Below are 23,033 nucleotides of genomic sequence, written 5' to 3'. Positions count from 1 at the left end.
GCTACGGCTGCTCATTGAGGAGGCAGGTGTTGATCCAAATCCATGGAGTCGTGTAGCACGCGAACCACCTCGAGCACATGGTCTGTCGCAACCCGGTAGAAGACGAGGTGCCTGGGCCGAACAACCTTACCGACGTTGGGCATCGAGCGGCAGTAAACGAGATGGATACTGCGCAGCCCAGCTCCCAGTTCTTCACGGCTGATGCTGCCTACCTGTTGTGGGTCTGTCGCAACTGCTTCCAGCACCGCCCCTATGAGTGCCTGGTAACGTCGGCGCGCGGCATCGCCGAAGCGGTTGTGGGTGAAGCGCAGGATATCGACGATGTCCGCTTGGGCTCCATGGGAGATGCGGTACTTGGCCATGCTTCAGTGGCTCGCCTGGTTGCCGAGCTCGTCGAGGTATTGGGCCAGGTCGTCGCTGGTGATCTCGTCGTACTCGCCGCGTTCCAGTTGCATCAGCCCACTGGATGTTGCGTTGCGGAGGGCTTCGAGCTTGGCGCTATTCTGGGCTTCCTGTTGCAGCAGCAGGCGCAAGCCTGCCCGGATGACTTCGCTGCGGTTTTGATAGCGGCCGGTCTCCACTAGTTCGTTGATGTCCTGCTCCATCGGATCAGGAAGGACGACGTTTCGAGTTGCCATGGGATGCTCCAGTCCACAGATAGCTAGTGGCATAATATGCCACAGGGCTTGCCATTTCACTCATTTCATCGTATAGCTGGATAGCAGGATGCCTTCCTTTTGGATCCAGGAGATTGATCATGAACGCACACGCAAGCAAAGGTTTCGCCTCCCGGGCCGGTTTCGGTCTGGGCACGTTTGTGCGCTTCTGCCTGCATGATCGCCGTCCAGCTCTACGTTGGGTTAAGCGAGTTAGCCTATTCTTGTTAGCAGCTCTTGTAGTGTCACAGAACTTTATGTGGCTTGCTGGGGTATCAATGACTCTACTGTGTGTCTTTCTGGTGGGGGTTGCCTTAGTTAAAGGGGATATCACCGTCTCCAAAGATTCTCCAAGTCGAGATGTCACAACAATGACTTCTCAAGCTGAAACTGAATCTGTAGCAGAGCTGTTTGACTATCAGGCAGCTCACCACTACCGGGACTAGCCCCGGTAATGGCTTTATACTTTTTCAAACCGCGTTTTTAACTCTATTTCCTGCTTCCTTGCCGGCGGCTTGAACACCTTCGGTCCCTCTGCTCAATCCGTTCAGTACAGACCCTGCTTGAATTCCGGACCAGCCGATCGCTGTCATCCACAGCAGAGGTAAAACAATGAACATAGAACCCATCACGAAGTTCAAGATTGCATCTTGAGTCGCCGTATTGAGCCCCATGACTGGGTCGAACGAAAGATGCGGTGACCCCGAACCATAGAAGGCATCAAGTATCGTGCTGTCGATATATCTGGCTAACTGAAACCAGAAGTCGACGAACATCATCGCAAAGAAGACGACCGTCATCGTCATGGCAACTTTCAGTTGATAGGTGCCAATGACCAGGACCATCGGAATGCAGATGATCATGGCCATCTTCAGGAACGACATCACCATCGGCAGCGCCTGGCGGACCATATCCATCGCTGGGAAGTAGGCCAGGCTGCCCATTGCCACTCCGAGGGTGCCTCCGGCACGAGCCAGTCCATTCCAGACGGTTCCGCCTACCTGCCCGCCGTAATCGGTGTAGACGTTGCCCTTGACCTGGCTGGAGGGTGAGATCACCTGGCGAATGACAGCCTCGGTCACCTCGTCCTGGTTCAACCATTTCGCCCACTTGAGGAAGCTGGTCATCAGGTCCGGATCCACCTGGCCCTTGATCCGATCACGCAAGCCGATCCCTGAGTCAGCCCACCACTGCTTGCAGGTTGGGTAGCCGCCACCACCGCCCACCTGAGGCAGGCCGGCATCGCGGGTGGCGTTGTAGGGCCACGACTGACGGGGACTCTTCGAGTAGTCGGTGTCGTAGTACCCCGGGGTGTTCAACAGGAATCGGGAGCCGATCCAGTTCAGGTCTTGCAACGCCTTGTTGTCCTCGGCGACGGAGCCCAGGTCGGGTTGCCGCATGAACAGCCGCGCACGGGAAGGCCCGTAGCAGTCCCTGGAAAAATCAGCGATTTCTTGTGCCAGCAGCGGATTGTTCACGCGCGTGTTGTCCACTTCCATTCGCATCTGCCGCAGATCCGTGCCGCACGGAATGGCCGCGATGGCGCCGCTGGTGAAGCCCTTGGACAGGGCGTGCATCATCGCCCACCAGAGCGGCATCTGCGCACTCTTGCCGGCCAGGCTGCTGAAGGAGCTCGACCAGCCGGTGTCCGCCGGTGCCGGCAGATTGTATTGGCACTGCTGGGCGCGAGTCTGGTCGAACTCAATGGTGTCGAAGCTCACGTTGACGACCGGGATCCCCGCCAGGGCGACCACGATGTAGCCGACGTAGATGTGCGTCTCGATGCGGGCCAGAGACAGCACGCCCTTGTTGCCCTCGTCGGCGCCTTCCCCGCGAACTTTCAGCCATTCGCGCATTACGATGGCCGCGAACGGCACCGCAAACAGGCCCGTGTCCGAGATCATGTTCCAGATCCCGTTGTTGATGATCCAGCCGAGGAGGGTGAGGTAATACTCCAGGTAGTCATTGGTCATGAAGGTCATGCTGCGCCTCCCGTGCGGAAGTAGGCTTTGCTGAATTCGATGAGCAGGACCAGCAACAGCACCAGGATCTCGATCCGCCGAATGCGCTGCCGCTCATGCGCGCTCAGTTCCTTGCGCTGCTTGAGCCGGAACCAGGCGATGGCCAGGGCGCAGTACAGCAGCGCCCGCCAGGCGAACAAGCTCCAGTAGTTGCTTTGCCGCCAGGCCTCCAGGCCCTGGATGCCACCGAAGTGGTTCAGGGCGAAGAGGCTGAGCAGCGTACCGACCACTGCCAGTCCGATGACGATCAGCACTCCGACCAGTAGCTGGCCGATAAGCTTTCGGGTGGTGAGCGTATCTGCCATCACGGTCTCCCTCCCGACTTGCCGCCGGCGGCAGAGGGGGCCTGCAGGCGATCGAGGCGATCAGCATCGGGCGCCGACTCGAACACGCCACTGGACCCTGAGGTGCGTTGTTGCCCGCGCTCGATGACCCGCATGGGGGAATTGCTGGCCAACTCGCGACGGAGTTCCAGTTCGGTCTTGAGATTGGAGATCTCCTGCTGCAGGAGGCTGGTCTGCTGATCGACGGCTTGGGTGGCCAGGCCGTTGGCGGCGACGTTGGGCTCCTTGGCGCCGGCGAACATCAGGCGCTGCAGTAGCAGTGCCTTGCTGAGCACGTCCATCAGGGAGACATCGGACGCCAGGCGGCGCGCCAGGACGTCCTGGTCACGCTCGTCGCGCAGCGCCTCGATGACGCCGCGGGTAATTGGCAGAGCATCGGTGCCGGCCGCAGCCAGATTCTCTGCAGTCAGTGGTTTGCTCTTCGACAGCAGTTCCTGCAGCGACTGGAGTTTCTTGTCGTAGGTCTCCTGGATCAACGGGGTAAGGCCGACACCTGCCGCCGTCACCGTCTTCTGGCAGCCTTCGCAGGTCTGTTGCTGTTGCTCCCCCAGTACCCGGGTGGCGAATGCGGCGGCTTCCTGGGGGGAGGACCAGGTGTTGCAGACCAGGCCGTTGTTACAACTGGTGGAAGGCACGCTCGACGAGTCATTCACCGAGCGGCTGGTCAACAGGTTGTAGCCCGCCCGGGTCACGTCGTTGACGATGCGAATGGGCTTCTGGCCGGAGCCGCCGGCCTTGTCTCCACCGACCCAGGTTACGCCATCGTTGCCGCCCTTCTTCTCCACTGCTTCGAGGGCGGATACGGCGTCTTTCCCGCCAGAGGCCAGCGTGGCTCCCAGGGCCTGGCCTTCGGCGATTTTCCCCCAGCCGGTCTGCTCGCCAGCGATGTCAGCCATCTTCTCGGCGATCGCTCTGCAAGTCCCTTTCGAGCGGTCGTAGTCGATCCGCGCCTGCAGGATGCCATTGGTGATCAGGTTGTAGAGCTGAGGGTTCGCGCGCTGGATGATCAACGCCGGCAGCGACATGACCGCGCCGGTCGCGTTCTGGATGACTGAGCCCATGATGTTCTGGAAACCCTGTGTGGCACCGTTGAGCTGGTTCTCCAGGGTGGTGCTCAGGTTCATGTTTCCGCACATCATGTCGTTGTTCCAGCCGAAGCCGACGCCGATCGAGTCCATCTGGCCGGCGCTGCCCATGCTCACCGCACTGCCGCCGCCAATGCTGTAGAGGACCTCGTCGCTGAGCACCGTGCCGGTCTTGGACACGTTGATCGGGTCGTCGGCCTGGGCAAGTTGCGCTGCGAGCAGCCACGTCAGTGCGACCGAGGTGATGTTCATTCGCATGATTCGTCTCCGTGTCCTTATTGGAAGTCGGTACTGCCGAGGAAGATCTGCCCCTTGCGCTGGCAGCAGGAGTAGGGTCGCCAGAGCGCCCAGACGTAATCGCCGTCGACGGCTTGCGTCTTCGGCCCTGAGTTGGGAAACACCGCGCAGTTGAGGCTCAGGGTCGGGGTCAGCTCCTGCCATTTCCCGGTCGAGGCATCGCCCTCTCTCAGATCGCCCGCCGGCCAGTAACCGTCCTTTGGAGCTGCGCGCATGGGGAGGTAGACGTGGAGCTGGCCGATTCGCGTGGTGATGTCGCCGGCGCGCTGGGCGATGACGGCCGCCGTCTTGTAGTCGTCGGTCTGGTGCAGGAATCCGCTGCGCGGATAGAGGTTCCCCCACATGTCTGCGGAGAAGATTCCACCCACCTCGCGCAGCCCTGGGACCAACGCTTCGGGGTACACCTGCTCGGGAATTCCATGCCGCCAGCCAATGGCGTCCAGTGTGCTGAGGAAGTACGGCACCAGCGGGAAGGTGGCGCCAGGGCAAACGTACCCAGAGGTGCTGGCGAACCGGCTGAACGTGGCCCCGCCAGGATGGCCGATCACATCCGCTTCCTTGAAGCGGCCGATGCTGTTCTCGGCCTTGTAGTTGGTGGTCGCGTCATTGCCGGCCTGGGCGAGTGGATTCGGTGTGCCCAGCGCCGACACCTCGGTCCAGGGGTTGCTCCCGGTATTCGCGTAGCTGGAGACGACTGCGTCAGGCACGTAGTGGCGGACCTTGACCGACGTCTTCACTTTGCAGCCATGCGGGCCGCAGAGCAGCCAGTAACAGATCCCGACGACCTTGTATTCGAGGCACTGAGGGGAAAGGGTGGAGGAGACGATGGCAGCGCTGTTGATCGCGGCCGAGGCCGTGAACGAGAGGCTGAAGGTAGCGGCCGCAGCTGCCAGGCGGCGGAGGTTGAGGCTGGTCATCAGCGCGACCTCCTGGCCTTGGCGATCAGCTCAAGAGCGCGCGAAACATCCGGTTCGCCGTAGACCACGTACTGCCTATCGACTACTACGGCAGGGATCTTCTCGACACCGAGACTCCACGCATCGGCGACGTCTTGTTGTGCCTTGACCAGCTCTGCCTGCAGGCGGCGCCCATCGGGGCTTTGTAGCAATCGCTTAAACGCCGCTTGAGCATGCTGTGGATCCTGGGGCAAGGCGGCAGTCAGTTGCTCTTCGAGGTGTTCCTGGGCATCCAGAAACAGAACGCGCGACGATCCGGTGGCAGAGACCGGATGAGCCTTGTCGGTGATGACCCAGGTTTCGGCCTGGCTCGCGCCGCTCAGCAGTACCAGTAGTAAGCCAACGGCCAGCGTTTGTGGCCGCCAGCCAGGGGGAGAGTGATGAAGGGGCATGGGTCTGTACCGGTTCGAGGAAGGTACAGACAGGAGACAGGATCGCTTCCGATGGGGCAGCAGGAAATCATCAGTGCGACGACGGAGTATTTTTCTAGCGGATTTTCGGTTGTTTGCTTAGTTCTGTACGCCAGGGGTTAAGCTTCATCCTTAGGGCGGAAGTTTGCCCGAGTCTTCAGTGGCGCAAGGCTGGCGACGATGAACACGCGACGAAACGGGAACAGCGTTCGTCCATCTAGCTCCCGTGGGTAGTAACGGTGCAGCAGTTCCAGGTAACGGTCGAGGAAACGCCGCCGGGCCTCCTCGTCCAACTCGCCGAGCACCGGACGCAGGGCTGACACCTTCACCCAGTCGAAGATCGGGTCGTTACCATCCACCACCTGCAGGTGCTCGGTCTCCCAGATATCTACCTCTGCGCAGAGCGGTGCCAGCAGGCGGTAGTAGTTGTCTAAGGACAGCACATTGCGTTGTTGCATCAGGTAGCGCAGCGCTGGGCTGCCTAGTGGAGAGCCAGCGGGACCGGCGCTGTCCAGCGCGTCGAGCATCAGGCGATACCAGGATGCATCGCGCCAGTTCGGCATGTGCGCCGCCAGGCAGCCGCTGGGGCTCAACTGCCCGAGCAGGCGCGGAAGCAGGCTTCCGTGGCGCTCAATGAAATGTAGCACCGCCGCTGCGAATATCAGGCTGCCCGGACGCTCGGCACACCAGTGCTGCAGGTTGGAACGTTCCCAGGATGCCTTGATCGGCAAGCGCGCCGCCTCTGCGAGCATCTCCGCGGAACTGTCCACGCCGTGCAACTCGGCATCCGGCCAGCGGCGGGCGAGCAATTCGGTGGCAATGCCGGTGCCGCAGCCGAGGTCATAAATCCGCTGGGGGGCGTGCATCTCGATATGATCGAGCAGCTCGACCACCGGCCGCTGGCGTAGCCGGGCAAACTGCATGTAGGCGGAAGGATCCCAGTGTGTCTCGGTGTTCGCACGGCTGAGCTGGTCGTCACGCACCATGGGTGATCTCCCGCTCGGCGGCAAGCTGGCGCCCCAGGCTGCGCAAGGTCCTCAGGGCTAGCGCCAGGCCGCGTCGGGTATCGGCATCGCGCAACAGCCGCAATAGGTCCTTAAGGTTCGGCGCTTGCTCACGCAGCACCTCGGCCTTGGCCACGCGCACTGCGTTGCCGACGGACCAGCCGACATTGGTGGCCTGCTCGAAGAGCGATGCCAGCCTGTCCACCATGGCCGGGTCGAGCAGGTCGATGAGATCCGAAAGTAGCGAGAGCAGGTCGACCAGGTTGTCCAGGCGGTGCCCCTCGATCAGTGGCTGCAGCTTGTCGAGCAGGGCCTGCAGGCCCTCCCGGGTCTGCTGGGGGAACAGGGGAATATCGGCCTGCGCCGCGGCGCGAGGCTGCTGATGGCTATCCATGTCGGCTCCTCCCCGTGTGGGGTCAAAGCATTCCGCGAGCGACCGCCCAGTACAGCCCGCGATTGAAACCCTGGCGCAACAGACCTCCAAGCTTGGTTGGCGGGGTCGGCTGGACCTCGTGCCTGTAGTCGTACCATAGCGGCATGCCGGTGTTCAGGCCCATCTGTGCGACGGCCTGAACCCGTCCGTCGTAGGTTGCGCAAGGGCTGCCGAGGCGGATCTCAGCGGCGATGTTGTTGGCGATCACCGGCGCCTGGTTGTGGCAGGCGCCTCCGGCCTTGCTCACCGGTAGATCGACGGTATCGCCCAGGGTATACACCCGCTCGGTACCATACACCTGCAAGGTTTCATGGTTCGTCGGCAACCAGCCTTCGTCGGCGGCGGATTGCGACAGGCCACACTCCCTGACGACATCCACTGCGCGAATCGGCGGCGTCGCCATGAGCAGGTCGAAGGGCTGCTCATCGCCCTCTTCGGAATAGGCGATGCGCCGCTCGGGGTCGACCCTGGCCAAGGTGAAACCACGCTGGAAACGAATGCCACGCTGCTCGAATAGACTCGGCAGGATCTCGCAGGTTGGCCGTTGCAGGAACAGGCAGTTGCGTAGCAGCTGGGCAGTGGTGGGATAGGTGTAGACGATCTCCACACGTTCGCGGACGCCCCGACGGCGCAGATAGTCATCGAGCATCAGGGTGGTCTCCACAGGCGCGATCCCGCACTGGTGGGGCACGTTCGGTGTTTTCGGGAAACTCACCGTGATGAAAATCCGGCCCGATTCCAGGTTGGCAAGGCGCTCCGCCAGCCGGCGCGCCGGCTGGTACTGGTAGAAGTGCTCGCCGGCTTCCTTCAGGCCTTCAATCCGCTCGGGAGCCGGCACGCAGCCAGTGGCAATGACCAGATAGTCATAGCCGTGCCGCTTGCCACTGCGGGTATGCAGTTCTTGGCGAGCGAAATCGAAGCGGACCACCTGGTCGACTCGGAACTCCACTTCTGGGCGCAACAGCGAACGTTCCGGTCGCTTCAGATCTTCTAGGAAGAACTGCTGAAAGGCGACGTACATGAACGCCGGCTTGTAGTAGTGATCGGGCGAATCCGATAGCAGCATCACCTGCACTCTGCCGCTGAGGACCTCAGCGTAGAGCCTGGCCACGAGAAGGTTGGCGAGCATGGTGCCACCTACTCCGCCGCCGACGATGATAACTCGGTCCATGATCCCCTGCTCTTGTGTGATTACTGCAAATACCTATAGCCCAGAGCCAGGAGTTGATGAGGAGGATTTACTGTGAAACTTAGTAGGTATGGCGGAAAAATCTGCGCTGTGTTGGAAGGTTACCGCTGAAATGCCGGGGATCCTGGGACAAGGCCGCAGTCAGTTGTTTCTCGAGGTGTTCCAGGGGCGTCCCGAAGCGGAACGCGCGATGATCCGGTAGCAGTGACCGGATGAGTCGTGTCGGTGATGATCCAGGTTTCGGCCTGACTCGCGCCGCTCAGCAGTATCAGTAGTAAGCCAACGACCAGCATTTGTGGCCGCCAGCCAGGGGGAGAGTGATGGAGAAGCATGGGTCTGTACCGATTCGAGGAAGGTACAGACAGGAGACAGGATCGCTTCCGATGGAGCTGCAGGAAATCATCAACTCGTAGGTGGTGTATTTTTTCGAGCCGTGATCGAGCGCTGCTGCGTACATAAGTAGGGGTGACGCCTTCATGTCCTGGGTAGCATAATTCCTGTATGTAGCTGGCTAATTGATGTTAAGGAGTGGTCGAAGTCATGGAGCGCTTGCTCGAGAGCATTTACATCAATGCCCGGCCGGCGATGGAGTTGAGGCTTAGCCTCACCAGCTCCGGCCGCAAGAGAATTGTGAAGATGGTGGATGGGGAGGAGGTCGAGGTTCTGCCAGGTGAAGTGCAGGGCATCTTGGAGGCCCAAAAGAGGGATGTTGGGATCCTCGCCGATTTCTTAGCCAAGAGTCTCTTGGCGCGACGCTAGAGATCCTTGGCTAGCCAGTCTATCGCCGACAGCAACGTGGTTTCGTCGGCCATTCCCTCCAGCTTCACGCTTCGTCCCGTCTGGTTGTCCCGTATGACCAGGGTCGGGGTCGCTGTAATGCCGTTCGACCGTGCAGTGTCGATGTCCGTCTTGATCAACTGGTCCACCAGGTCCATGTCTTTCGCACATTTCTCCAGTCGAGACTGGTCCAGTTCAGGAAAGTCCAATGTGCCGCCAGCCAGCCCGCCCCCGTTGCCGACCGACTGAGCGAAGATCGCATCGATAGCGCTCCAGAAGGCTCTGGCGCCGCCTTGGATCCCCGCGCACTCCACCAGGCGAGCCTGATGGCGGGCCGCCTCGCCATGCATCTGCAGGGGAAGATGCCGCCAAACCAGGCTCACGTCCGGATGGCTGTCTACCCAGCGCTTAAGCCGCGGGGTGTAGACCTTGCAGAAGGGGCACTCCAGGTCGGCGTATTCATTGATCGTCCAGCGCGCTTTCGCATCGCCGTAGAGGCTGTGGTTGGCTGGCAGCCCCTTCACCAGAAGCTCTACCCCTACGGCGGATGCAGCCAGCAAGACCAGCAGCCCCGCCCAGGGCAGGGCGGGACCTTGAAATCGTTTTGCTGCCCAGCCGCCCTTCAACAGTCTCACGCTTGCCTCCGCTGTAGGATTTCCGCACGGTCCACGGCCTCGATGAGCGCCTGTTGGGCTGTATCAGGCTGTGGATGCTGTTGCAGCCATTCATCCAGGAGCTGCTTTATCTGCGGGACTATGTCCCGGCGATCGACCGCCCTCAGTTGAATCTGCTGCAGCTCCTCGATCAGTACAGGAGCGCATATCCTGAGCGTCTGCAGGGCATCTTCTTCGGGGTTCTGCAGGATCTGGGTCAGGTTGTCGATCAGGTTCTGGGTCAGCGAATTCAGAGCTCTCATTCGTCCTGGCACTCCACTGCCGGTTGGTCTGGGAAAACAATGGGGAAGGGTGGCAGGCCGCGCGCCTGGTCGAGATCCGCTGCGACCTGCAAGGCCGCCTCGAGCTCGTCGCAGCCGGTGGCTTGCATGATGTTGTAGCGCTGGTTCTTTTCTTCGTTTTCGGTCATGGCCAGAGCCAGGTAGAGACTCGGGGGAACCACGCGGAAGAGGAACTCCTTGTCCTTGCCCTTGGCCAGGAGCACGCCCTCGGTGAACTTGCCGCTTTCCTTGCGGGCCGAGAGCATCATCGACTTCTGCGCCGGCGACAGCTCGCGGAACCTGGAGATCTTCTCTACCTCGTCGGGGGGCATGTTCAGGCACAACCACCACTCGATCATGTTCAGCATCGGAGCCCCGGAGGCCGGGATGTCGTCGATGTTCTGGGTGGCGAGCCAGAACCAGGCGCCCAGTTTCCGCCACATCTTGGTGATCTTCATGGCATAGGGCAGCAGCAGCGGGTGCTTGGTGATGATGTGCCCCTCATCGGTGATCTTGACGATGGGCCGGCCCTTGAACTGGTCGCGTTCGGCGATGTTGTTCACGGTGTTCAGGAGCGAGATGTAGGCGATCCCGAGCTGGGCGGCGTAGCCTTCGCGTGCGTAGGTCGCGAAATCCACCACGGTAAGGTCGGCCTCAGGCCAGGGCGTGCCTTCGCGATTGAACATCTCGCCGTCGGCGCCCATGCAGAACATCTGCATGGCTTCCGCCATTTCGGCCAGCCGCGCGCGCCGTTCTGGCGCGGTGCCATCGCTCCTGGAGGCCTCGTAGAGCGCATCGCGCACGTCCTGGGTCAGCACCGTGCGGTTCGCGGCGGCGCAGGTCTTGGCCGCCGCCAGGATCGCCTGGCGGACGGCGCTGCGATCGGCACGGGTCAGGCGCGCGTCTTCCTTCTCTTCGCCGCCGGTAATCATCAGGCGGGCGACGATCTCCATCTCGCCCAGGATGTCTCGCTGGTCGTCCTCGAGGTCGGCCTTGCTGCCCTGGACCGAGTCCGAGGCCTCGATGTCTTCGGCGTCCAGGACCTTCACTTGGTCGGGGCTCTCGACCAGCTTGATGGCGTCCGCGAACGGTGCCAGGCTGACGCCGGAGCCCGGGGCGAGGCGGACCCGGTGGACCGAGAGGCCAAACCGCTTGGCGAAGTCGGCCAGCAGGCCGAAGCTGTTGCCCGCTTCCGCGACGAACATCCGCGGCAGGTACATGGCGAGCATCTGGCAGATGAGGTTGGTCAGGGACGCCGACTTGCCGGAGCCAGTTGGCCCGAAGATGAAGCCGTGGGCATTCATCTGCCGGTCCAGCTTGTTGAACGGGTCGAAGGTCAACGGCGCGCCGCCACGGTTGAACAGCGTGAAGCCAGGGTGTCCTGTACCGGTGGTACGCCCCCAGATGGGTGACAGGTTGGCGATGTGCTGTGCGAACATCATCTGGGTGTACCACTCCAGGGCTCGCTTCTCGTTTGGATCGAAGTTCGAGGGCAACCAGCGCAGGTAGCTGTTCAGCGGTCCGACTTCGTTCTGCGGTTCGACCGGCACCAGGCCGGCGCCGAGCAGTACGTTGCTCAGGGTGATGCAGCGTTCCTCCAACTGGGTGTGGTCGCGGCCGCGCACGAACAGAGCGATCGCTCCGCGATAGAGCTTGTGCTCCCGGCCGATCAGGCGTCGAACGGTGGCCACGTCCTCGCGGGTGTGGATCGAGGCCTGGGTGTCACCAACGGCCTTTTTCGAGAGCTGCTGCAGATGCCCTTCCAGCATGTCCTGCGGCGTCACGACCATGGTGATGCACAGCAGCGTGTCCTCGGGCATTCGATCGAACAGGGCGTTGAGGCCATCGCCTTTGAGCGTCTCGCCGGTGACGTGGCCTGTCAGCGGCGCTTTGTTCAACTGGTCGACCACGATCACACGGTGCGGCATAGCATCGAAGAGCCATACGCCGTGGGTGGCATCGGAAACAGGCTGCCGATAGAACAGGTTCTGGGAGAAGTCGGTGCCGTCGGCCAGCGGCAACTCGTCCTGCAGGATCGGTTCGTCCGGCCGGCAGACCAGTTCGTAGAAGCGACGTAGATCCGCATCGGTCTTGCCGAGGTGATCCGGATGCGGGTTGAACCAGCGGATCAACCAGTTCCTGATCTCCTGTCCGCCCATGCGCGAAGCGACGATGCCGGCGTTCGCCAGGCCGCCTTGGATACGCTCGCAGATGGATTTCAGATACGCCGCCGGGTCCTGTCCGCGAATCTGCGCATCTGCCTTGCGGATCCGGCGGTAGACGACCATCCGCACGCGCCGCTGTTGTCCTCGCCAGGGCAGCTTGCTGACGGCGGTGTCGACGAACAGTCCGCCCGGCTTCGAAATGCCCTCCAGGTGATGCTTCATGAGCGCCAGGTACATCTCGCTGAAGGCCGATCCTCGCGCTCGAGGATGGACGTACTGCCTCAACTGCTCCTGGAAATTGTCCCAGCTGATCTCGTCCTGGGCGTAGAACTGGACGATCCAGGGCGAGGTTTCGTGCTCGTCGAAGGAGTTCTGCAGGGCTTCTTTCAATGCGTCCCGGGCGTTCTGCATCCAATTGGGATCGCGGCCTTCGGTGCCCAAGGGCACCAGCTCGAAGAACGCGGCGCGCGAACGCCCATCTTCCAGGAGCATCACCTGCTCGTCGGGCAGGTACTCAGCCCAGGGCAGCAGGTCTACGAACGATGGGTCGTGATCGTAGAGGCGTGACGCTTCAGCCTGCGTGGCGCCATTCTTGCTCCCGGTGTTGGGCAGAGGAATACCCATGGCGGCCAGTCGCGCCAGATAGCGTTCAGTCGCTTCTTCCGCAGCCGCTACGTCCAGCGCTCCTGAATCTTCGGGAGCGTCTGCCGGTACCGACTGAGGCTGTGTGCGACCGCGCAGAAGGGTTTGAAAAAGGCCCATCAGTAGTCCTCCGTGCGCTCGCCCGGCATGGCGTACTGGACTCGCTGGTAGAAGGGGAACACGGTGGTATAGCCCGGTACCGGGGCGGGATCGCTGCCGGCCAGGTGCGGGAACACATACATGACCAGGTCGGGATTGGGCAGTCGTTTGAACTGGCTGTGGATCTCGTTGCTGGCCGTGCGGGTGTAGTCGGCCTGGTCGTTCGCGGAGGCAACCTGCTGCGGATCGATCGGGCGCCGCAGCGTTTGCCTGGCATCGAGGAGCAGCCGGCCACGGCTGTTACCTATCGAGCTGGTTGCACCTTGCTGCCAGACGTCGAGCATGTTGGCCTCGCCGTGGGGCAGCATCTCCTCCTTGCTGGTGGAGCACGCTGCCAGAGTCAGCGCGAAGGCCAGGCCGGCGCAGAGACGAAGAAGGGGGTTAGTCCAGGTCTGCTGTTGCATGAGCGGCTCCAGAGCTGTAGTCGACCTTGCGGCCCTTGAGTTCGTAGTCGATCGCCAGTTGCTGATCGAGATGCACGGCGACGCGCGCGCCCGGTTGCACGTAGACGGCGGCGAAGGCCTCGCCGTACAGCTTGTTCATCCACTGCCGGATATCGCTGACGCCGCCGGAGAGGATGCTGTTGAGGGCCGAGTTGCTGTTGGTTCCGGTCGTCCCGAAGCTGGTGCCGTTGCCGCTGAAGACGGTGCTGGTGTTGTTCTCGTCGGCGTCCAGGAGCTTGGCGATGCCGGCCCCGGCAGCCGTGAGTAGGCTCTGGTTGCCCAGGTACTCCTTGGCATTGGATCGGCGATCACCGGCGATGCATGGGATGCCGTAGGGGTCGCTGATCCAGCCGAAGCCGCCCTGGATGGTTTTCTGGTCGGCGCTGGCGGTCTGGTTGTTGTTGCTCTGGTTGTCATTCACCTCCTCGGTCGGCGCCGGGAAGGTGCGCACGGTCCCGTCGTTGAACACGAACGTGAGGCTGCGGATCTGCCCACGCACGCAGGAGAGTGTCCAGTCGCCCGAGGCGGTCCCGCTGGCTACCGCGCCGGCGACGTCCGGCAGCTCGATGCCGTTGGCGGTGAGGTTGTCCGGGCCTATGAGGATTTTGAACGGGTAAGGATCATTGACCGTCCCGTCGACCGGCACACGACCGATCAGCGCAGACATGGCCACCGAGCCCATGAGCGTCGAGTTCTGCGGCAGCGTGTAGGTCTTGCGGACGAGCTTGCGGTTCTCGAGGTCGGATCGCTGTTGGCCGACGGGGTGCAGCCCGTCATCGATCCGCTCCAGCGCGTTCTGGCCGCGATCGACCGCATTGCCGAAGGAGGTCGGGAAGCTGAATCCGCTCGGTTGGGTGGTGGAGCCGGCGGCCAGCGGCTGGCCATTGGCATCGACTGCGCGGGCGTCCTGGGGCTCGATCCAGACGATGTCCGATGAAGACGAGCCCGCTCCCTGAAAGTGCTGGCCATCCTCTGGTCGCACGCCGAATCCTACGGGCAGGTCGGTGTCGCCGGCCTCGGGAACGTGGGTTAGGTTCTCGAGCCGTTTCTGTACTTGGTCCAGGATCGTCTGGCTACGGTTCTCCTGCTGTTGCTGCAGCTCCTGGGCGGTGTTGTTGAGCTTCTGCTCGATGTTCTGATCGATGTTGCGCAGGCGGCCCTGCAGGTTCTCATTGGCAGCTTTGAGCGAGTCATTCTCCTGGATGACCTTGCTGATCTGGTCCTTGAGCTGCCGGCTTTCCGCCACGATGGTGCGTAGTGTGTCGGCGGGTGTGTCGCCGTCGATGCCCAAGGTTGCCGCTTCTTCCGACGTTACCGTCGGGGTTGCGGCGCCTTGTGATTGCGCGCTGTCCTTCTTGCCCATCATGCTCACGCCGATCAGGATGGCGCCGATCACGACGGGGATGACCAGCAGCTTCAGGAGGGGATTACCGGTCAGCGCCACGACGGCCTCCTTTGGGATCGATCTGGCTGATGGCGGAGGGCAGGAGCGCGTCGGCAAGGCCGCGGCCGCGCGTCACCAGATACACGGTGGTGGTGTCGGAAGCGTCGCCCCGGGGTCCCAAGTACGGGTGCTGGAAGGTTGCGGCGATGAAATTGCCCATCAGGTCCCTGGGATCCAGGGCCAGGTGCTGGGCGCTGGCGTTCTGCAGCTTCACCGCCGTGACGTAGTAGTCGTCCAGCCGCCAGGCGCCCAAGGCGGTAGCCGTGATGGGCAGACTGGGGAGCAGGGTATTCAGGTCGAGCTGTCGCTTGACGCGCACCTGACCGACTCCATCCACCGGTTCCACCGTGCGAAGTGGGGCATAGAGCATCTGCGCCGCATAGCGCGTCAGAACCACGGGGACGGGCGTTTCGCGCGGCACGGCCTTCGGTGCATCTACCTGCTCGGTCTGTTTCGCTGCTGCCGATGGCTGGGCTTCCCGGGGCTGGCCATAGTGCGGAGCCACGGGCTCGCCGGCGACGATCCTGACCGGCTCGCGCGGCTGTTGATCGGCCGCTGCCTCGGTGGCGGCGATATCGATGAGCATCTGCTCGCCATTGGTCGCGTCCTGCAGGCGCAGGCGCGCTGGAGGAATCGGCTCGTTGGCGAGCAGGTAGAGTGCGCCGCCGGTACTCTGGACGCGCAGCTTGCCCTGCAGATCCCGAGGAACGCCAACTCGCACGTTTCTGTCGACAAAGACAATGCGTTCCTGGCCGACCGTCAATGGAATGGCCAACGGAATGCGCTCCCAGCGCAGAATCTCCACCGCGTGGGCCAGTGTGGGTAGGGCAAGCATTAGCAAGAGCGAGCCTGTCGACTTCCGGATCATAGACCTCCCTCCTGCTTGGTGGGGGCGGCCGGCTCCTCGAGTTCGATACGTTGAGGCGTGTCGGAGTAGCAGTCCCATTGCAGGCCGAAGGGATTGGTCTCCGGCTCGACGTCGGCGCGGATGACATGCAACGGGTAGCGGGCCAGCGCCCGCTTGATCTTCTCGCCGGCGTAGTACTCCGTGCTGTCCATGTCCAGGTTGACGGTCCAGTCATTGATCGAGTGCTGGATCACGCGGCCATTGCTCTCGCCAATGCCTCGACCGGGGATTTCCGAGGTGGTGCGCTCGCGTCCTCTGAGCTCGCCGGCGTTACGACGAAACTCGAAGTCTTTCTCCAGGAAGACTTTGCAGGAGGGAGTGAGGTAGGCGGCGTAGCGGAACAGGTTTCCCTTGTAGTCCACCTCGCCGTCCTTGGGCCAACGCTGCACCTGCTGAAAGATGTAGAGGCCGAACGCATAGACGCTCTCTGGCGGAATGTCCCACCACAACCGGGTGCTTCCTGAGCGCAAGTCGGGCGGAATGTGGATCCAGAGGTCCTTGCGGGCTTCCCAGACGCAGTAGGCCAGCACCACGATGACCATGCACAGGAAGCCGGTGATGAACCGGAACGTGTTGATGTGAGCCTGCTGTTGCGCGGTGTGTTTTCTGAAGCTCATGGGGACTCCGTGCGTCGACTGGTCCAGGCGCCGGAGCGCGTCACCAGGCGACGGTTGCCGAAGACGGGAAAGCGCAGCGAGAGGGCCAGCTCCACCTGGCGGTAGAACCAGGTATCGGGCCGCCCCCGCTTCATCCGCCGCAGGACGCGGCTGCCGATACCCAGGCCGAGGGCGCCGACCAGCAGCGCGCCCAGTGGAATGCAGGCAGCGTTACCTGCGACCAAGGCAGCCGGGATGCCAAGAACGAACCCGGCTGCTCCGCTGGTGAAGACCGTGATCCACATTTCGTCTGCGGTCAGGCCGCCGATGACCACCGGTTGCCGGTTCAAACGGGTCGGCAGGAAGCTGAGGGTCCCATCCTGAAACAGATGTTCTTCGGGCATGGGAAGGCCCTTACATGATGGTGGAGGCTTTGGTGACGAGATAAATGATCAAGATCAGCAGGCCTACACCTACGGCCACGCCCGCTCCGAGATCCGACCACTTCTTCTTCCCGTCATGGATGGCGTGATAGGTGCCGTAGGTATGCCAAGCGACCCCCAAAAAGACAGCCACGCAGATGAGTGCCGCGAGGAACATCGCTCCGTCATAGCCGAAGTTCTGGATGGTTTGCATGATCCCCGAGCCCTCCCCACGGGTAGGTGCCTCAGGTTTGGGGAGTGCAGCCAAGGCGAAACCGGGGAGCGCCAAATTGATGGCGGCCAGGCGCCGGCAGAGGGTGGACAGTTTCTGGATGGTGAATTTCAGCATGAGTGTCTCCGTATGGGTCAGCTGAGGAGGAAGAAAGAGGTGATGCCGAGGAGGACCAAGATCCGTATGGCGGAAGCGCCGGCAGTGGCGCTGTCGAGGTTGTTGGTGGCCCAGCCGCGCCAGGTGCTGTACATCGCCCAGGCGGACCACAGCAGAAGGAAGGTCATCGCTGCTCCAATGAACAGCCCCTCGCCGGCCGATGGAGGAAAGCCAGCGGCGGCCTGGAACGCTGATGTCTGGGCTCCGCTCATGCTCACGGCATCGGCCCTCCGCGCAGGGTGTAATTCCCAGATAGGTCTGAAGGGTCACGCGGTTGGGCGCGGCTGGGGGTCATGTAGTCCTGCAGGCCTTGGCGGATGCGCTGCAGGTCAGCGGCCAGGCGTGAGTAGTCGAAGTAGAAGCGCTGTCCGGGCTCATCGGCGCCCTGGGCACTGCGGCGGGCGGTGTCCTCGAGGGCGTTGAGCTGCCGGATCATCACCTCCAGGTTCGCCTGCTCGGAGGCGCTCGCTGCGAAAGCTCCCTGTGCGACCAGCGCACTGCAGGCCAAGACGGCCAGGCAGCTTCGGCGAAGGGATGGATGTGGAGTGTTCACGGCGAATCTCTTGCAGATCAGGGTGCGATCAGCTTGCCGATCGCCCTGATTCCATTCCGCAAGAAATACTCGGCGCGGGTCCGGGGTATTTTTTTATGAGGTTGCGCGTTTGAAAAACAGCAGGTAGCTGACGGGCAGAGCGACGCCCCAGGCCCAGCCTTGGGCGTTTTGATTGCCGATCTCGGTTACGCCCCGCATGAGTGGCTGAACGCTCACCAACTCCCAGCCTTCCCGGCCCAGACGCACGACCTCGGCCCAGCGCAGAGGGTTGAGCAAGGCGTGGTCGTCGGGTTCCAAGGTGTCTTCTTTGTGTTTGAACATCGCGACGCCCTTGGTGAGGGTTTTGTAGGGAATGTCGATGTTCTCGACATGGTATTCGAAGGACTGTCTTGTGCTCATGGTGTGCTCCTAGATGAGTCCGAACGGAGCAGCACGGTTTCAGGAATAGGAGGAGGGTTTCAACCGAAAATACTCGGACTGGGCGCTGTTGATTTCTTGATGTTGGTATCGGTTGTATCAATGCTGTTTAATGTGGCTCGGAAGAAAATCATAGTTAAATAATATAAAATTATTATGCGCGTAATTTGGTCGGGCTTGAACGTTTAGAAAGGTTTGAGTAAATGTGGCGCTGGACTATGAAGTATGGGCCGGTTTCGTTGTTGCTGATTTGGGTAGAGGGAACCTACATCTGGGCGAAAAAGGCCACTGAAAAATGAGACCTAAGGAAGTGTGCAATTTCAGAAGGTTCAGAGATACTGAGTATAGTAGAAAAGCACAGTATCTTAGCCTAGTGGCTTCTCCTAAAGATCATAGCTAAAAATGGTATTGTTTGCCGAGTAGCAAGAATTTGGCTGATGTTTAGAAAGCAGCTTCGCGTAGTTGGTTTCCTAAAGGAGGTTAGTTTGGGGAGAGTCATCTGTTACGGAAGGCTGACTCTGAACACAGATCTTTAGAAAGCATATCGTTATCGCGACAGGCAACCCGGATGGCTTCGTAGGGCGATGGAGAGCGGGTCGGGATCCAATAGTTATCGATAACTAAATATCGGATGGTTTCACTTCCATTTCGTAGCCCTATGAGCTTGAGAGTCTTGTCTATGAAGCTAAGTGTTTTGCTTTTTGGTGTTATTTTATACTCAATCTCAAAAATAGCGGCCTCCAGTTGGAGATAGTCCCGGCTGTTTAATGGGGGGAGTCTAAATTTATGGATGTCATGAGAGGGTATGGTCTCTCCATCCAATTCATGGAACTCCGTGATAGGTACCGTGCTGACGTTTCCACCTGGCATAACTAGGCTCCCGTCACGTGACTCTGCATAAATATCTCGGGTGGTTTTCGCGATCACTGGCTGGTTAGGGGAGGTAACTCTGAACCTCTCCACTCGTATATCAGCGGGGGTATCGTTGCTAAACGAGAAAATATATGACCTCCCATATGGTCTTTCGAAAGTAAGCCGAACATCATTCATAAAAAAGCTATAGAAGGTCGCAATCAAGAAGCTGAATGCGCCGAGGCTAGATAGGATTTGAATAATTCGAGTTAAAATAATTTTATGCTTATTGCGATGTTTTCGCTTAAGTTTATCGTATTTCATTTATTTCCAAGCATTAGTTTTACGCCAAGTATGCATCTATGTGAGAATCTAATCCATTTTAACCACGTCATCAAGAATCTGCTTCAATTGGGCTTCTGTCTAGCTAGCGCTATACACGCGCATCACACCTGAATCGACTCTGGTTTCATAGGTGTTTCTAAGCCATCGGGAAGCTTGGAGGCTAGAAAACGTGAGGTGGTTCAGAGAGTTGATTCAGAGCGGCTTTCTGTTTAGTGCAAGCAAGAGTCCGACCGCTCGACGGCCTTAGTGATGTTTTGGCTGGTAGCGAGTGCTCGTAACAGAGGCAGTCTTGTTGGCTGGCATGGCTGGTGACGCCGCGGTTTCGCTTCATCTTCCAATTCATCGTCATCTTGTGGGTGTACTGAGTGCTGTATATCGCATGAGCCAGATTATGGACGGTCTTGCACATTACGTTGCGGGGGAACTTGCCCTTCGCGGCCTTTTCCACCGAGCTGTTGTAGCAGAGGTAGAGGATTCTCAGGGTAGGGTTCGCCTTGGCAAAGCCCACCAGGGTGGTGGTCTTGCCAGTGCCGGCGAAGGCTCGCACCAGGATCTTCGATGCCTTCGACTGGATGATCGGTGACTGTTCGTGAGTCCACTGCACGGCGGGTCTCCTACAGGTACTTTTTGAAGGTGGATGCTGTGATGCATACCGCTACGCCGAGCAGCGCGGCGCAGGGCAGCAGGATGAGCAGGGGATTGATGCTGATGGGGATTGCCAGGTAGAGCGTCCAAGGGACGACCGTTAGCGGAATGATGCTGCCGCGCGCCTTGTGGTAGAGGTAGCTGGACTCCCGGCCGGCGCCGAACTTGCGCAGGTCCCGGCGCACCAGGCCGTCCACCAGGCCGGTGAACGCGGCCATCAGGAACAACGGGATCGTCATGACCAGAATCACCAGGCGCACGATGAATGTCAGCACCGTGTACAGCGCGGCCAGGCCGTAGTTCTGCAGCGTGGAGACACCCTGGGCGGTGAGATAGCGAACGTCCAGAGGGCTCCGTGGCCCTGCCTGCGCGATGGTGGTCATGTTGGTCATCCAGTCGACTATCCCGGTCTTCACGAACAACCAGTCATAGGCCAACTGGGCCAGCCAGGTGGCGGTTCGACCTGGCTCCTGCACGACGACGCTGTGTAGCAGCCCCTGCGACAGCCAACTGAGTTCGTGCTCGAACATAGCCTGGGCATGCTTCCAGCCCGCGTCAGGCCAGAAGAAATACAGGCAAACCCACTCCACGATGATTGCGCCGATCAGCGACCCGAACATCACGCCGAGAAATTGGAAGGGCGTACTGATGATGGTGCCGAGAAGGGTCTTCTGGCTCTCTTGTTGCTGCTCTGCACGTTGAGTGACTTCAGCCATCAGGCGGCATCCTCATCGGCGCCGAGGTGACGGAAATCGTCGACCAGGTCCTGGGGCAGACCATCCTGCAGGGCGGAGTATCCCGGCGCCTCCCACCACTCGCTGTTGGCGGCCTGGCCCTTGCGCATACCGGCAGCCAGCTCCTGCAGGCTTTTCGGCATCACCTCGTCGGGATCGACCGCCGGCAGCGGCATTCGGATCTTCCAGAGATTGCCGCCCTCGAGGAGCGCGAACGCCTGTCCTTTGGGCAGCCCCACGATGTGGGCTGGCTCGAGCATCGGCACGCTGGTCATCTGCACCTGGTCGTGCGAGCTGGAGGTGAAGGCTGCCTTCTTGTTGTTGATCGCGTCGTTGGCGCCGCTCGCCGGCGTGCTGGTGTAGATCTGGACCTTGGGGAGCTGGTTGGTCAGGAGTTCGGCCGTGGCGGTCTCTCGTACCCGCAGCATGAAGAGGTTGTTGAAGTTGCCGATGATCTGACCGGCCTTCGCGCGGGAGCCGATCTTGGCCTCGATGTCGCTCATGGTCTGGGTGTAGGCCGTCACCTGCACGCCGGCGCCGCCCGCTTTGTTGACCATGGGGATGAACTCGTCGCCAATCAGCTCGTTGAACTCGTCGGCATGCAGGTTGATGCGGACCTTGCCGCCAGCGAGCGAGCCGGGCAGGCCGTCATCGACACCATGCTTGTAGATGTGACCCGCCACCGAGACCAGGTCGCTGAACATGGAGTTGCCCACCGCGGCGGCGACCTCGGTATCCGATAGTGCGTCGAGGCCGACGTAGACCACGGCGCGCTTGCGGATGACCTGCATCCAGTCGAAGATCGGTCGCGGATCGTTGAGGTCCGCGTAGTTGGGCGAAAGCAGCTCCGAGATCCGCCCAGTGGTGAGTTTCTCCAGCAGCGGCAGCAGCGAGGCCACGATCTTGTCGAAGTAGGTCTTGTCGTAGCGCACTGCGCTCTTCAGGCCTTCCATGACCGGGTCGGCGATGCGTTTCTGTGTCAGGTACTGGTCGATGGCCACGACCCGCAGGGGCCGTCCTTTCATGTTGAACGGGATGTTCTTGTCGTTGAGCTTGCCCTCGATCTGGATGATCGTGTCCCAGGCCCTGGGATCGTGCTCGCTGATGTATTTCTGGGCATATTCGACGAACAACGCATCGATGTTCACGACGTGGCGGAGGATCTGCTGGTAGTCAGGGCGGATACCCAGCGCGTGCAGCGCGCGGGCGATGATGTTGACGAACCGCCAGGCGAACTCACGGAACGCCGCGCTGTTGCCTTCGCCGGAGAGCTGGCCGGCGACGCGGGTGGCGACCTCGGAGATCCGGCCGAACCGGCCGACGGCGTTGTAGCGTGCCGACAGGTCAGGATGACCGAGGTGGAACACGTAGAACTCGTCCAGGCGGCCGGCACGTTCGCATTCCACGTACATACGCTTGAGCAGGTCAGCGTCGCCTTTCGGGTCGAAGACGATCACCACCTCGTAGTCCGGCTGCTCCTCTGCGCGCCGGCGCCGGTGGCCGTGGTGAACCGTCTGGGTCCGCCGGCCCATCTTCACCCGCCGGCGTCGGCCCCGGCAGTGGGTGCGGCGAATATCCTGGGTGATGAACAGCTCCGCGAGGCGCGTCTTACCCACCCGCGTGGTGCCGAGTACCAGTGTGTGGCCGACGCGCTCGCCCAGTTGCAGGCCTACGTCCTGTTCGCGCGGCTCGATGCCATGGAGCCGAGGCAAACCGCCCACGGGTGGCAACGGCCGAGCGGGGTTCCAGGCCACGTCCCAGGCAGTGGCTTTGGCGACCAGCTTCAGGGGGAAGGGGGCGAACTCGAGCTGCTTCTCCAACCGGCGCGCGCGCTCGTAGAGCGGCGAGGGCTCGACGTAGGAGGCGAACTGGGGTAGGTAGGTATCTGCCAGGCGCTGCGTATGCTTCTGCGTCCAGCGAAATCCTTTACCGATGAACAAGTGTTCGTTGCTGACCGGCATTTCGGCACTGGTCATCGTGTACTTCGGCAGTCGGCGGATGTTCCGCCGGTAGCGGAGCACCACGCCGGCCTGCTTCAGCCGCACGATACCCAGCCAGGCGAAGCCCAGCGCGGCCACGATGCCGAACAGCGGAGTGAGGGCGAACGTCCACGGCGCGACGATGCAGAGCGCGGCCGCGGTGAAGCACACGGTGGTGGTGTAGAGCTCCACGGCAGGCCGCAAGAGCGCTTCCAACGGGTACTGGCCAGCCATGG

General features: G+C 61.2%; 27 protein-coding genes and 1 pseudogene. 2 read left to right on the top strand and 26 right to left on the bottom strand.

What is annotated here, in order from left to right; all coding sequences use genetic code 11:
- Positions 1 to 11: 11 nt before the first annotated feature.
- Together ACI766_RS21170 and ACI766_RS21165 are read right to left on the bottom strand one after the other, a co-directional pair.
- On the bottom strand, positions 12 to 362 hold the full coding sequence (locus tag ACI766_RS21170; protein ID WP_003123375.1) for a type II toxin-antitoxin system RelE/ParE family toxin: 351 nt from the start codon (positions 360 to 362) through the stop codon (positions 12 to 14).
- 3 nt (positions 363 to 365) lie between these two features.
- Positions 366 to 638 carry a type II toxin-antitoxin system ParD family antitoxin gene (locus tag ACI766_RS21165; RefSeq protein WP_003123374.1) on the bottom strand — a complete coding sequence of 91 codons (273 nt, stop codon included), beginning with the start codon at positions 636 to 638 and terminating at the stop codon, positions 366 to 368.
- A 119-nt stretch (positions 639 to 757) separates the two neighbouring features.
- On the opposite strand from ACI766_RS21165, the gene ACI766_RS21160 reads away from it, so the two are divergent.
- Positions 758 to 1,102, top strand: a complete 345-nt coding sequence (locus ACI766_RS21160) for a hypothetical protein (protein ID WP_071536613.1) — start codon at positions 758 to 760, stop codon at positions 1,100 to 1,102.
- A 24-nt stretch (positions 1,103 to 1,126) separates the two neighbouring features.
- Here ACI766_RS21160 and ACI766_RS21155 read toward each other — a convergent pair whose 3' ends face one another.
- The 8 genes from ACI766_RS21155 to ACI766_RS21120 all read right to left on the bottom strand — a co-directional run bounded on the left by ACI766_RS21155 (position 1,127) and on the right by ACI766_RS21120 (position 8,377).
- The gene (locus tag ACI766_RS21155; RefSeq protein ID WP_042931133.1) at positions 1,127 to 2,638 is read right to left on the bottom strand and encodes a conjugal transfer protein TraG N-terminal domain-containing protein; all 1,512 of its coding nucleotides are present in this window, start codon (positions 2,636 to 2,638) and stop codon (positions 1,127 to 1,129) included.
- Positions 2,635 to 2,982 carry a hypothetical protein gene (locus ACI766_RS21150; protein ID WP_033867242.1) on the bottom strand — a complete coding sequence of 116 codons (348 nt, stop codon included), beginning with the start codon at positions 2,980 to 2,982 and terminating at the stop codon, positions 2,635 to 2,637. The genes ACI766_RS21155 and ACI766_RS21150 overlap by 4 nt, the downstream gene beginning before the upstream one ends.
- Complete coding sequence (locus tag ACI766_RS21145) at positions 2,982 to 4,364, bottom strand: integrating conjugative element protein (RefSeq protein WP_223720518.1); 1,383 nt, start codon at positions 4,362 to 4,364, stop codon at positions 2,982 to 2,984. The genes ACI766_RS21150 and ACI766_RS21145 overlap by 1 nt, the downstream gene beginning before the upstream one ends.
- A gap of 17 nt (positions 4,365 to 4,381) precedes the next feature.
- Entirely contained in the window at positions 4,382 to 5,320 is a 939-nt protein-coding gene (locus ACI766_RS21140) for a TIGR03756 family integrating conjugative element protein (RefSeq protein ID WP_062877675.1), read from the bottom strand.
- Positions 5,320 to 5,751 carry a TIGR03757 family integrating conjugative element protein gene (locus ACI766_RS21135; protein WP_079279831.1) on the bottom strand — a complete coding sequence of 144 codons (432 nt, stop codon included), beginning with the start codon at positions 5,749 to 5,751 and terminating at the stop codon, positions 5,320 to 5,322. Before ACI766_RS21135 ends, ACI766_RS21140 begins: the two co-directional genes overlap by 1 nt.
- Positions 5,752 to 5,888: 137 nt before the next feature.
- Positions 5,889 to 6,755 carry a methyltransferase domain-containing protein gene (locus tag ACI766_RS21130; RefSeq protein WP_062877674.1) on the bottom strand — a complete coding sequence of 289 codons (867 nt, stop codon included), beginning with the start codon at positions 6,753 to 6,755 and terminating at the stop codon, positions 5,889 to 5,891.
- A complete protein-coding gene (locus ACI766_RS21125) occupies positions 6,745 to 7,167 on the bottom strand; it encodes a DUF1641 domain-containing protein (protein WP_062877673.1) in 423 nt (140 codons plus the stop codon). Before ACI766_RS21125 ends, ACI766_RS21130 begins: the two co-directional genes overlap by 11 nt.
- Positions 7,168 to 7,189: 22 nt before the next feature.
- Positions 7,190 to 8,377 carry an NAD(P)/FAD-dependent oxidoreductase gene (locus tag ACI766_RS21120; RefSeq protein WP_062877672.1) on the bottom strand — a complete coding sequence of 396 codons (1,188 nt, stop codon included), beginning with the start codon at positions 8,375 to 8,377 and terminating at the stop codon, positions 7,190 to 7,192.
- 558 nt (positions 8,378 to 8,935) lie between these two features.
- Here ACI766_RS21120 and ACI766_RS21115 point away from each other — a divergent pair.
- Positions 8,936 to 9,154, top strand: a complete 219-nt coding sequence (locus ACI766_RS21115) for a hypothetical protein (RefSeq protein ID WP_003158150.1) — start codon at positions 8,936 to 8,938, stop codon at positions 9,152 to 9,154.
- Here ACI766_RS21115 and ACI766_RS21110 read toward each other — a convergent pair.
- The 16 genes and pseudogenes from ACI766_RS21110 to traD form a co-directional block, all read right to left on the bottom strand.
- Entirely contained in the window at positions 9,151 to 9,807 is a 657-nt protein-coding gene (locus ACI766_RS21110) for a DsbA family protein (RefSeq protein ID WP_033972279.1), read from the bottom strand. The genes ACI766_RS21115 and ACI766_RS21110 overlap by 4 nt on opposite strands.
- Positions 9,804 to 10,088 carry a hypothetical protein gene (locus tag ACI766_RS21105; protein WP_003086159.1) on the bottom strand — a complete coding sequence of 95 codons (285 nt, stop codon included), beginning with the start codon at positions 10,086 to 10,088 and terminating at the stop codon, positions 9,804 to 9,806. The genes ACI766_RS21110 and ACI766_RS21105 overlap by 4 nt, the downstream gene beginning before the upstream one ends.
- Positions 10,085 to 13,033 (bottom strand): conjugative transfer ATPase, encoded by a 2,949-nt coding sequence (locus ACI766_RS21100; RefSeq protein ID WP_062877671.1) that lies wholly within the window; start codon positions 13,031 to 13,033, stop codon positions 10,085 to 10,087. The genes ACI766_RS21105 and ACI766_RS21100 overlap by 4 nt, the downstream gene beginning before the upstream one ends.
- A complete protein-coding gene (locus ACI766_RS21095) occupies positions 13,033 to 13,476 on the bottom strand; it encodes a TIGR03751 family conjugal transfer lipoprotein (RefSeq protein ID WP_057382490.1) in 444 nt (147 codons plus the stop codon). Before ACI766_RS21095 ends, ACI766_RS21100 begins: the two co-directional genes overlap by 1 nt.
- A complete protein-coding gene (locus tag ACI766_RS21090) occupies positions 13,454 to 14,959 on the bottom strand; it encodes a TIGR03752 family integrating conjugative element protein (protein WP_062877670.1) in 1,506 nt (501 codons plus the stop codon). The genes ACI766_RS21095 and ACI766_RS21090 overlap by 23 nt, the downstream gene beginning before the upstream one ends.
- The gene (locus ACI766_RS21085) at positions 14,943 to 15,827 is read right to left on the bottom strand and encodes a TIGR03749 family integrating conjugative element protein (RefSeq protein ID WP_062877851.1); all 885 of its coding nucleotides are present in this window, start codon (positions 15,825 to 15,827) and stop codon (positions 14,943 to 14,945) included. The genes ACI766_RS21090 and ACI766_RS21085 overlap by 17 nt, the downstream gene beginning before the upstream one ends.
- Entirely contained in the window at positions 15,824 to 16,483 is a 660-nt protein-coding gene (locus tag ACI766_RS21080; RefSeq protein WP_062877669.1) for a PFL_4703 family integrating conjugative element protein, read from the bottom strand. The genes ACI766_RS21085 and ACI766_RS21080 overlap by 4 nt, the downstream gene beginning before the upstream one ends.
- Complete coding sequence (locus tag ACI766_RS21075) at positions 16,480 to 16,866, bottom strand: TIGR03750 family conjugal transfer protein (RefSeq protein WP_017001410.1); 387 nt, start codon at positions 16,864 to 16,866, stop codon at positions 16,480 to 16,482. The genes ACI766_RS21080 and ACI766_RS21075 overlap by 4 nt, the downstream gene beginning before the upstream one ends.
- 10 nt (positions 16,867 to 16,876) lie before the next feature.
- Complete coding sequence (locus ACI766_RS21070; RefSeq protein ID WP_062877668.1) at positions 16,877 to 17,233, bottom strand: TIGR03745 family integrating conjugative element membrane protein; 357 nt, start codon at positions 17,231 to 17,233, stop codon at positions 16,877 to 16,879.
- Positions 17,234 to 17,250: 17 nt separating this feature from the next.
- Positions 17,251 to 17,490: a TIGR03758 family integrating conjugative element protein gene (locus tag ACI766_RS21065; protein ID WP_003125330.1), complete on the bottom strand. Its 240-nt coding sequence runs from the start codon at positions 17,488 to 17,490 to the stop codon at positions 17,251 to 17,253.
- Complete coding sequence (locus ACI766_RS21060; RefSeq protein ID WP_016561610.1) at positions 17,487 to 17,825, bottom strand: RAQPRD family integrative conjugative element protein; 339 nt, start codon at positions 17,823 to 17,825, stop codon at positions 17,487 to 17,489. The genes ACI766_RS21065 and ACI766_RS21060 overlap by 4 nt, the downstream gene beginning before the upstream one ends.
- A 93-nt stretch (positions 17,826 to 17,918) precedes the next feature.
- A complete protein-coding gene (locus ACI766_RS21055) occupies positions 17,919 to 18,224 on the bottom strand; it encodes a hypothetical protein (protein WP_033972273.1) in 306 nt (101 codons plus the stop codon).
- Positions 18,225 to 18,737: 513 nt separating this feature from the next.
- Positions 18,738 to 19,418 carry a hypothetical protein gene (locus ACI766_RS21050; protein ID WP_153995448.1) on the bottom strand — a complete coding sequence of 227 codons (681 nt, stop codon included), beginning with the start codon at positions 19,416 to 19,418 and terminating at the stop codon, positions 18,738 to 18,740.
- Positions 19,419 to 19,767: 349 nt separating this feature from the next.
- Positions 19,768 to 20,043, bottom strand: a pseudogene (locus tag ACI766_RS21045) (DNA helicase); the annotation flags it as partial.
- 10 nt (positions 20,044 to 20,053) lie between these two features.
- Entirely contained in the window at positions 20,054 to 20,800 is a 747-nt protein-coding gene (locus ACI766_RS21040) for a TIGR03747 family integrating conjugative element membrane protein (RefSeq protein ID WP_062877667.1), read from the bottom strand.
- Positions 20,800 to 23,031 (bottom strand): type IV conjugative transfer system coupling protein TraD, encoded by a 2,232-nt coding sequence (gene traD, locus ACI766_RS21035; protein WP_062877666.1) that lies wholly within the window; start codon positions 23,029 to 23,031, stop codon positions 20,800 to 20,802. The genes ACI766_RS21040 and traD overlap by 1 nt, the downstream gene beginning before the upstream one ends.
- Positions 23,032 to 23,033 lie beyond the last annotated feature (2 nt).

This window comes from Pseudomonas sp. DL (assembly GCF_047199225.1).
In the GTDB taxonomy this organism is placed as follows: domain Bacteria; phylum Pseudomonadota; class Gammaproteobacteria; order Pseudomonadales; family Pseudomonadaceae; genus Pseudomonas; species Pseudomonas aeruginosa.
Note: the sequence above shows the minus strand (reverse complement) of the source record. Positions and strands in the feature narration are given on the sequence as shown.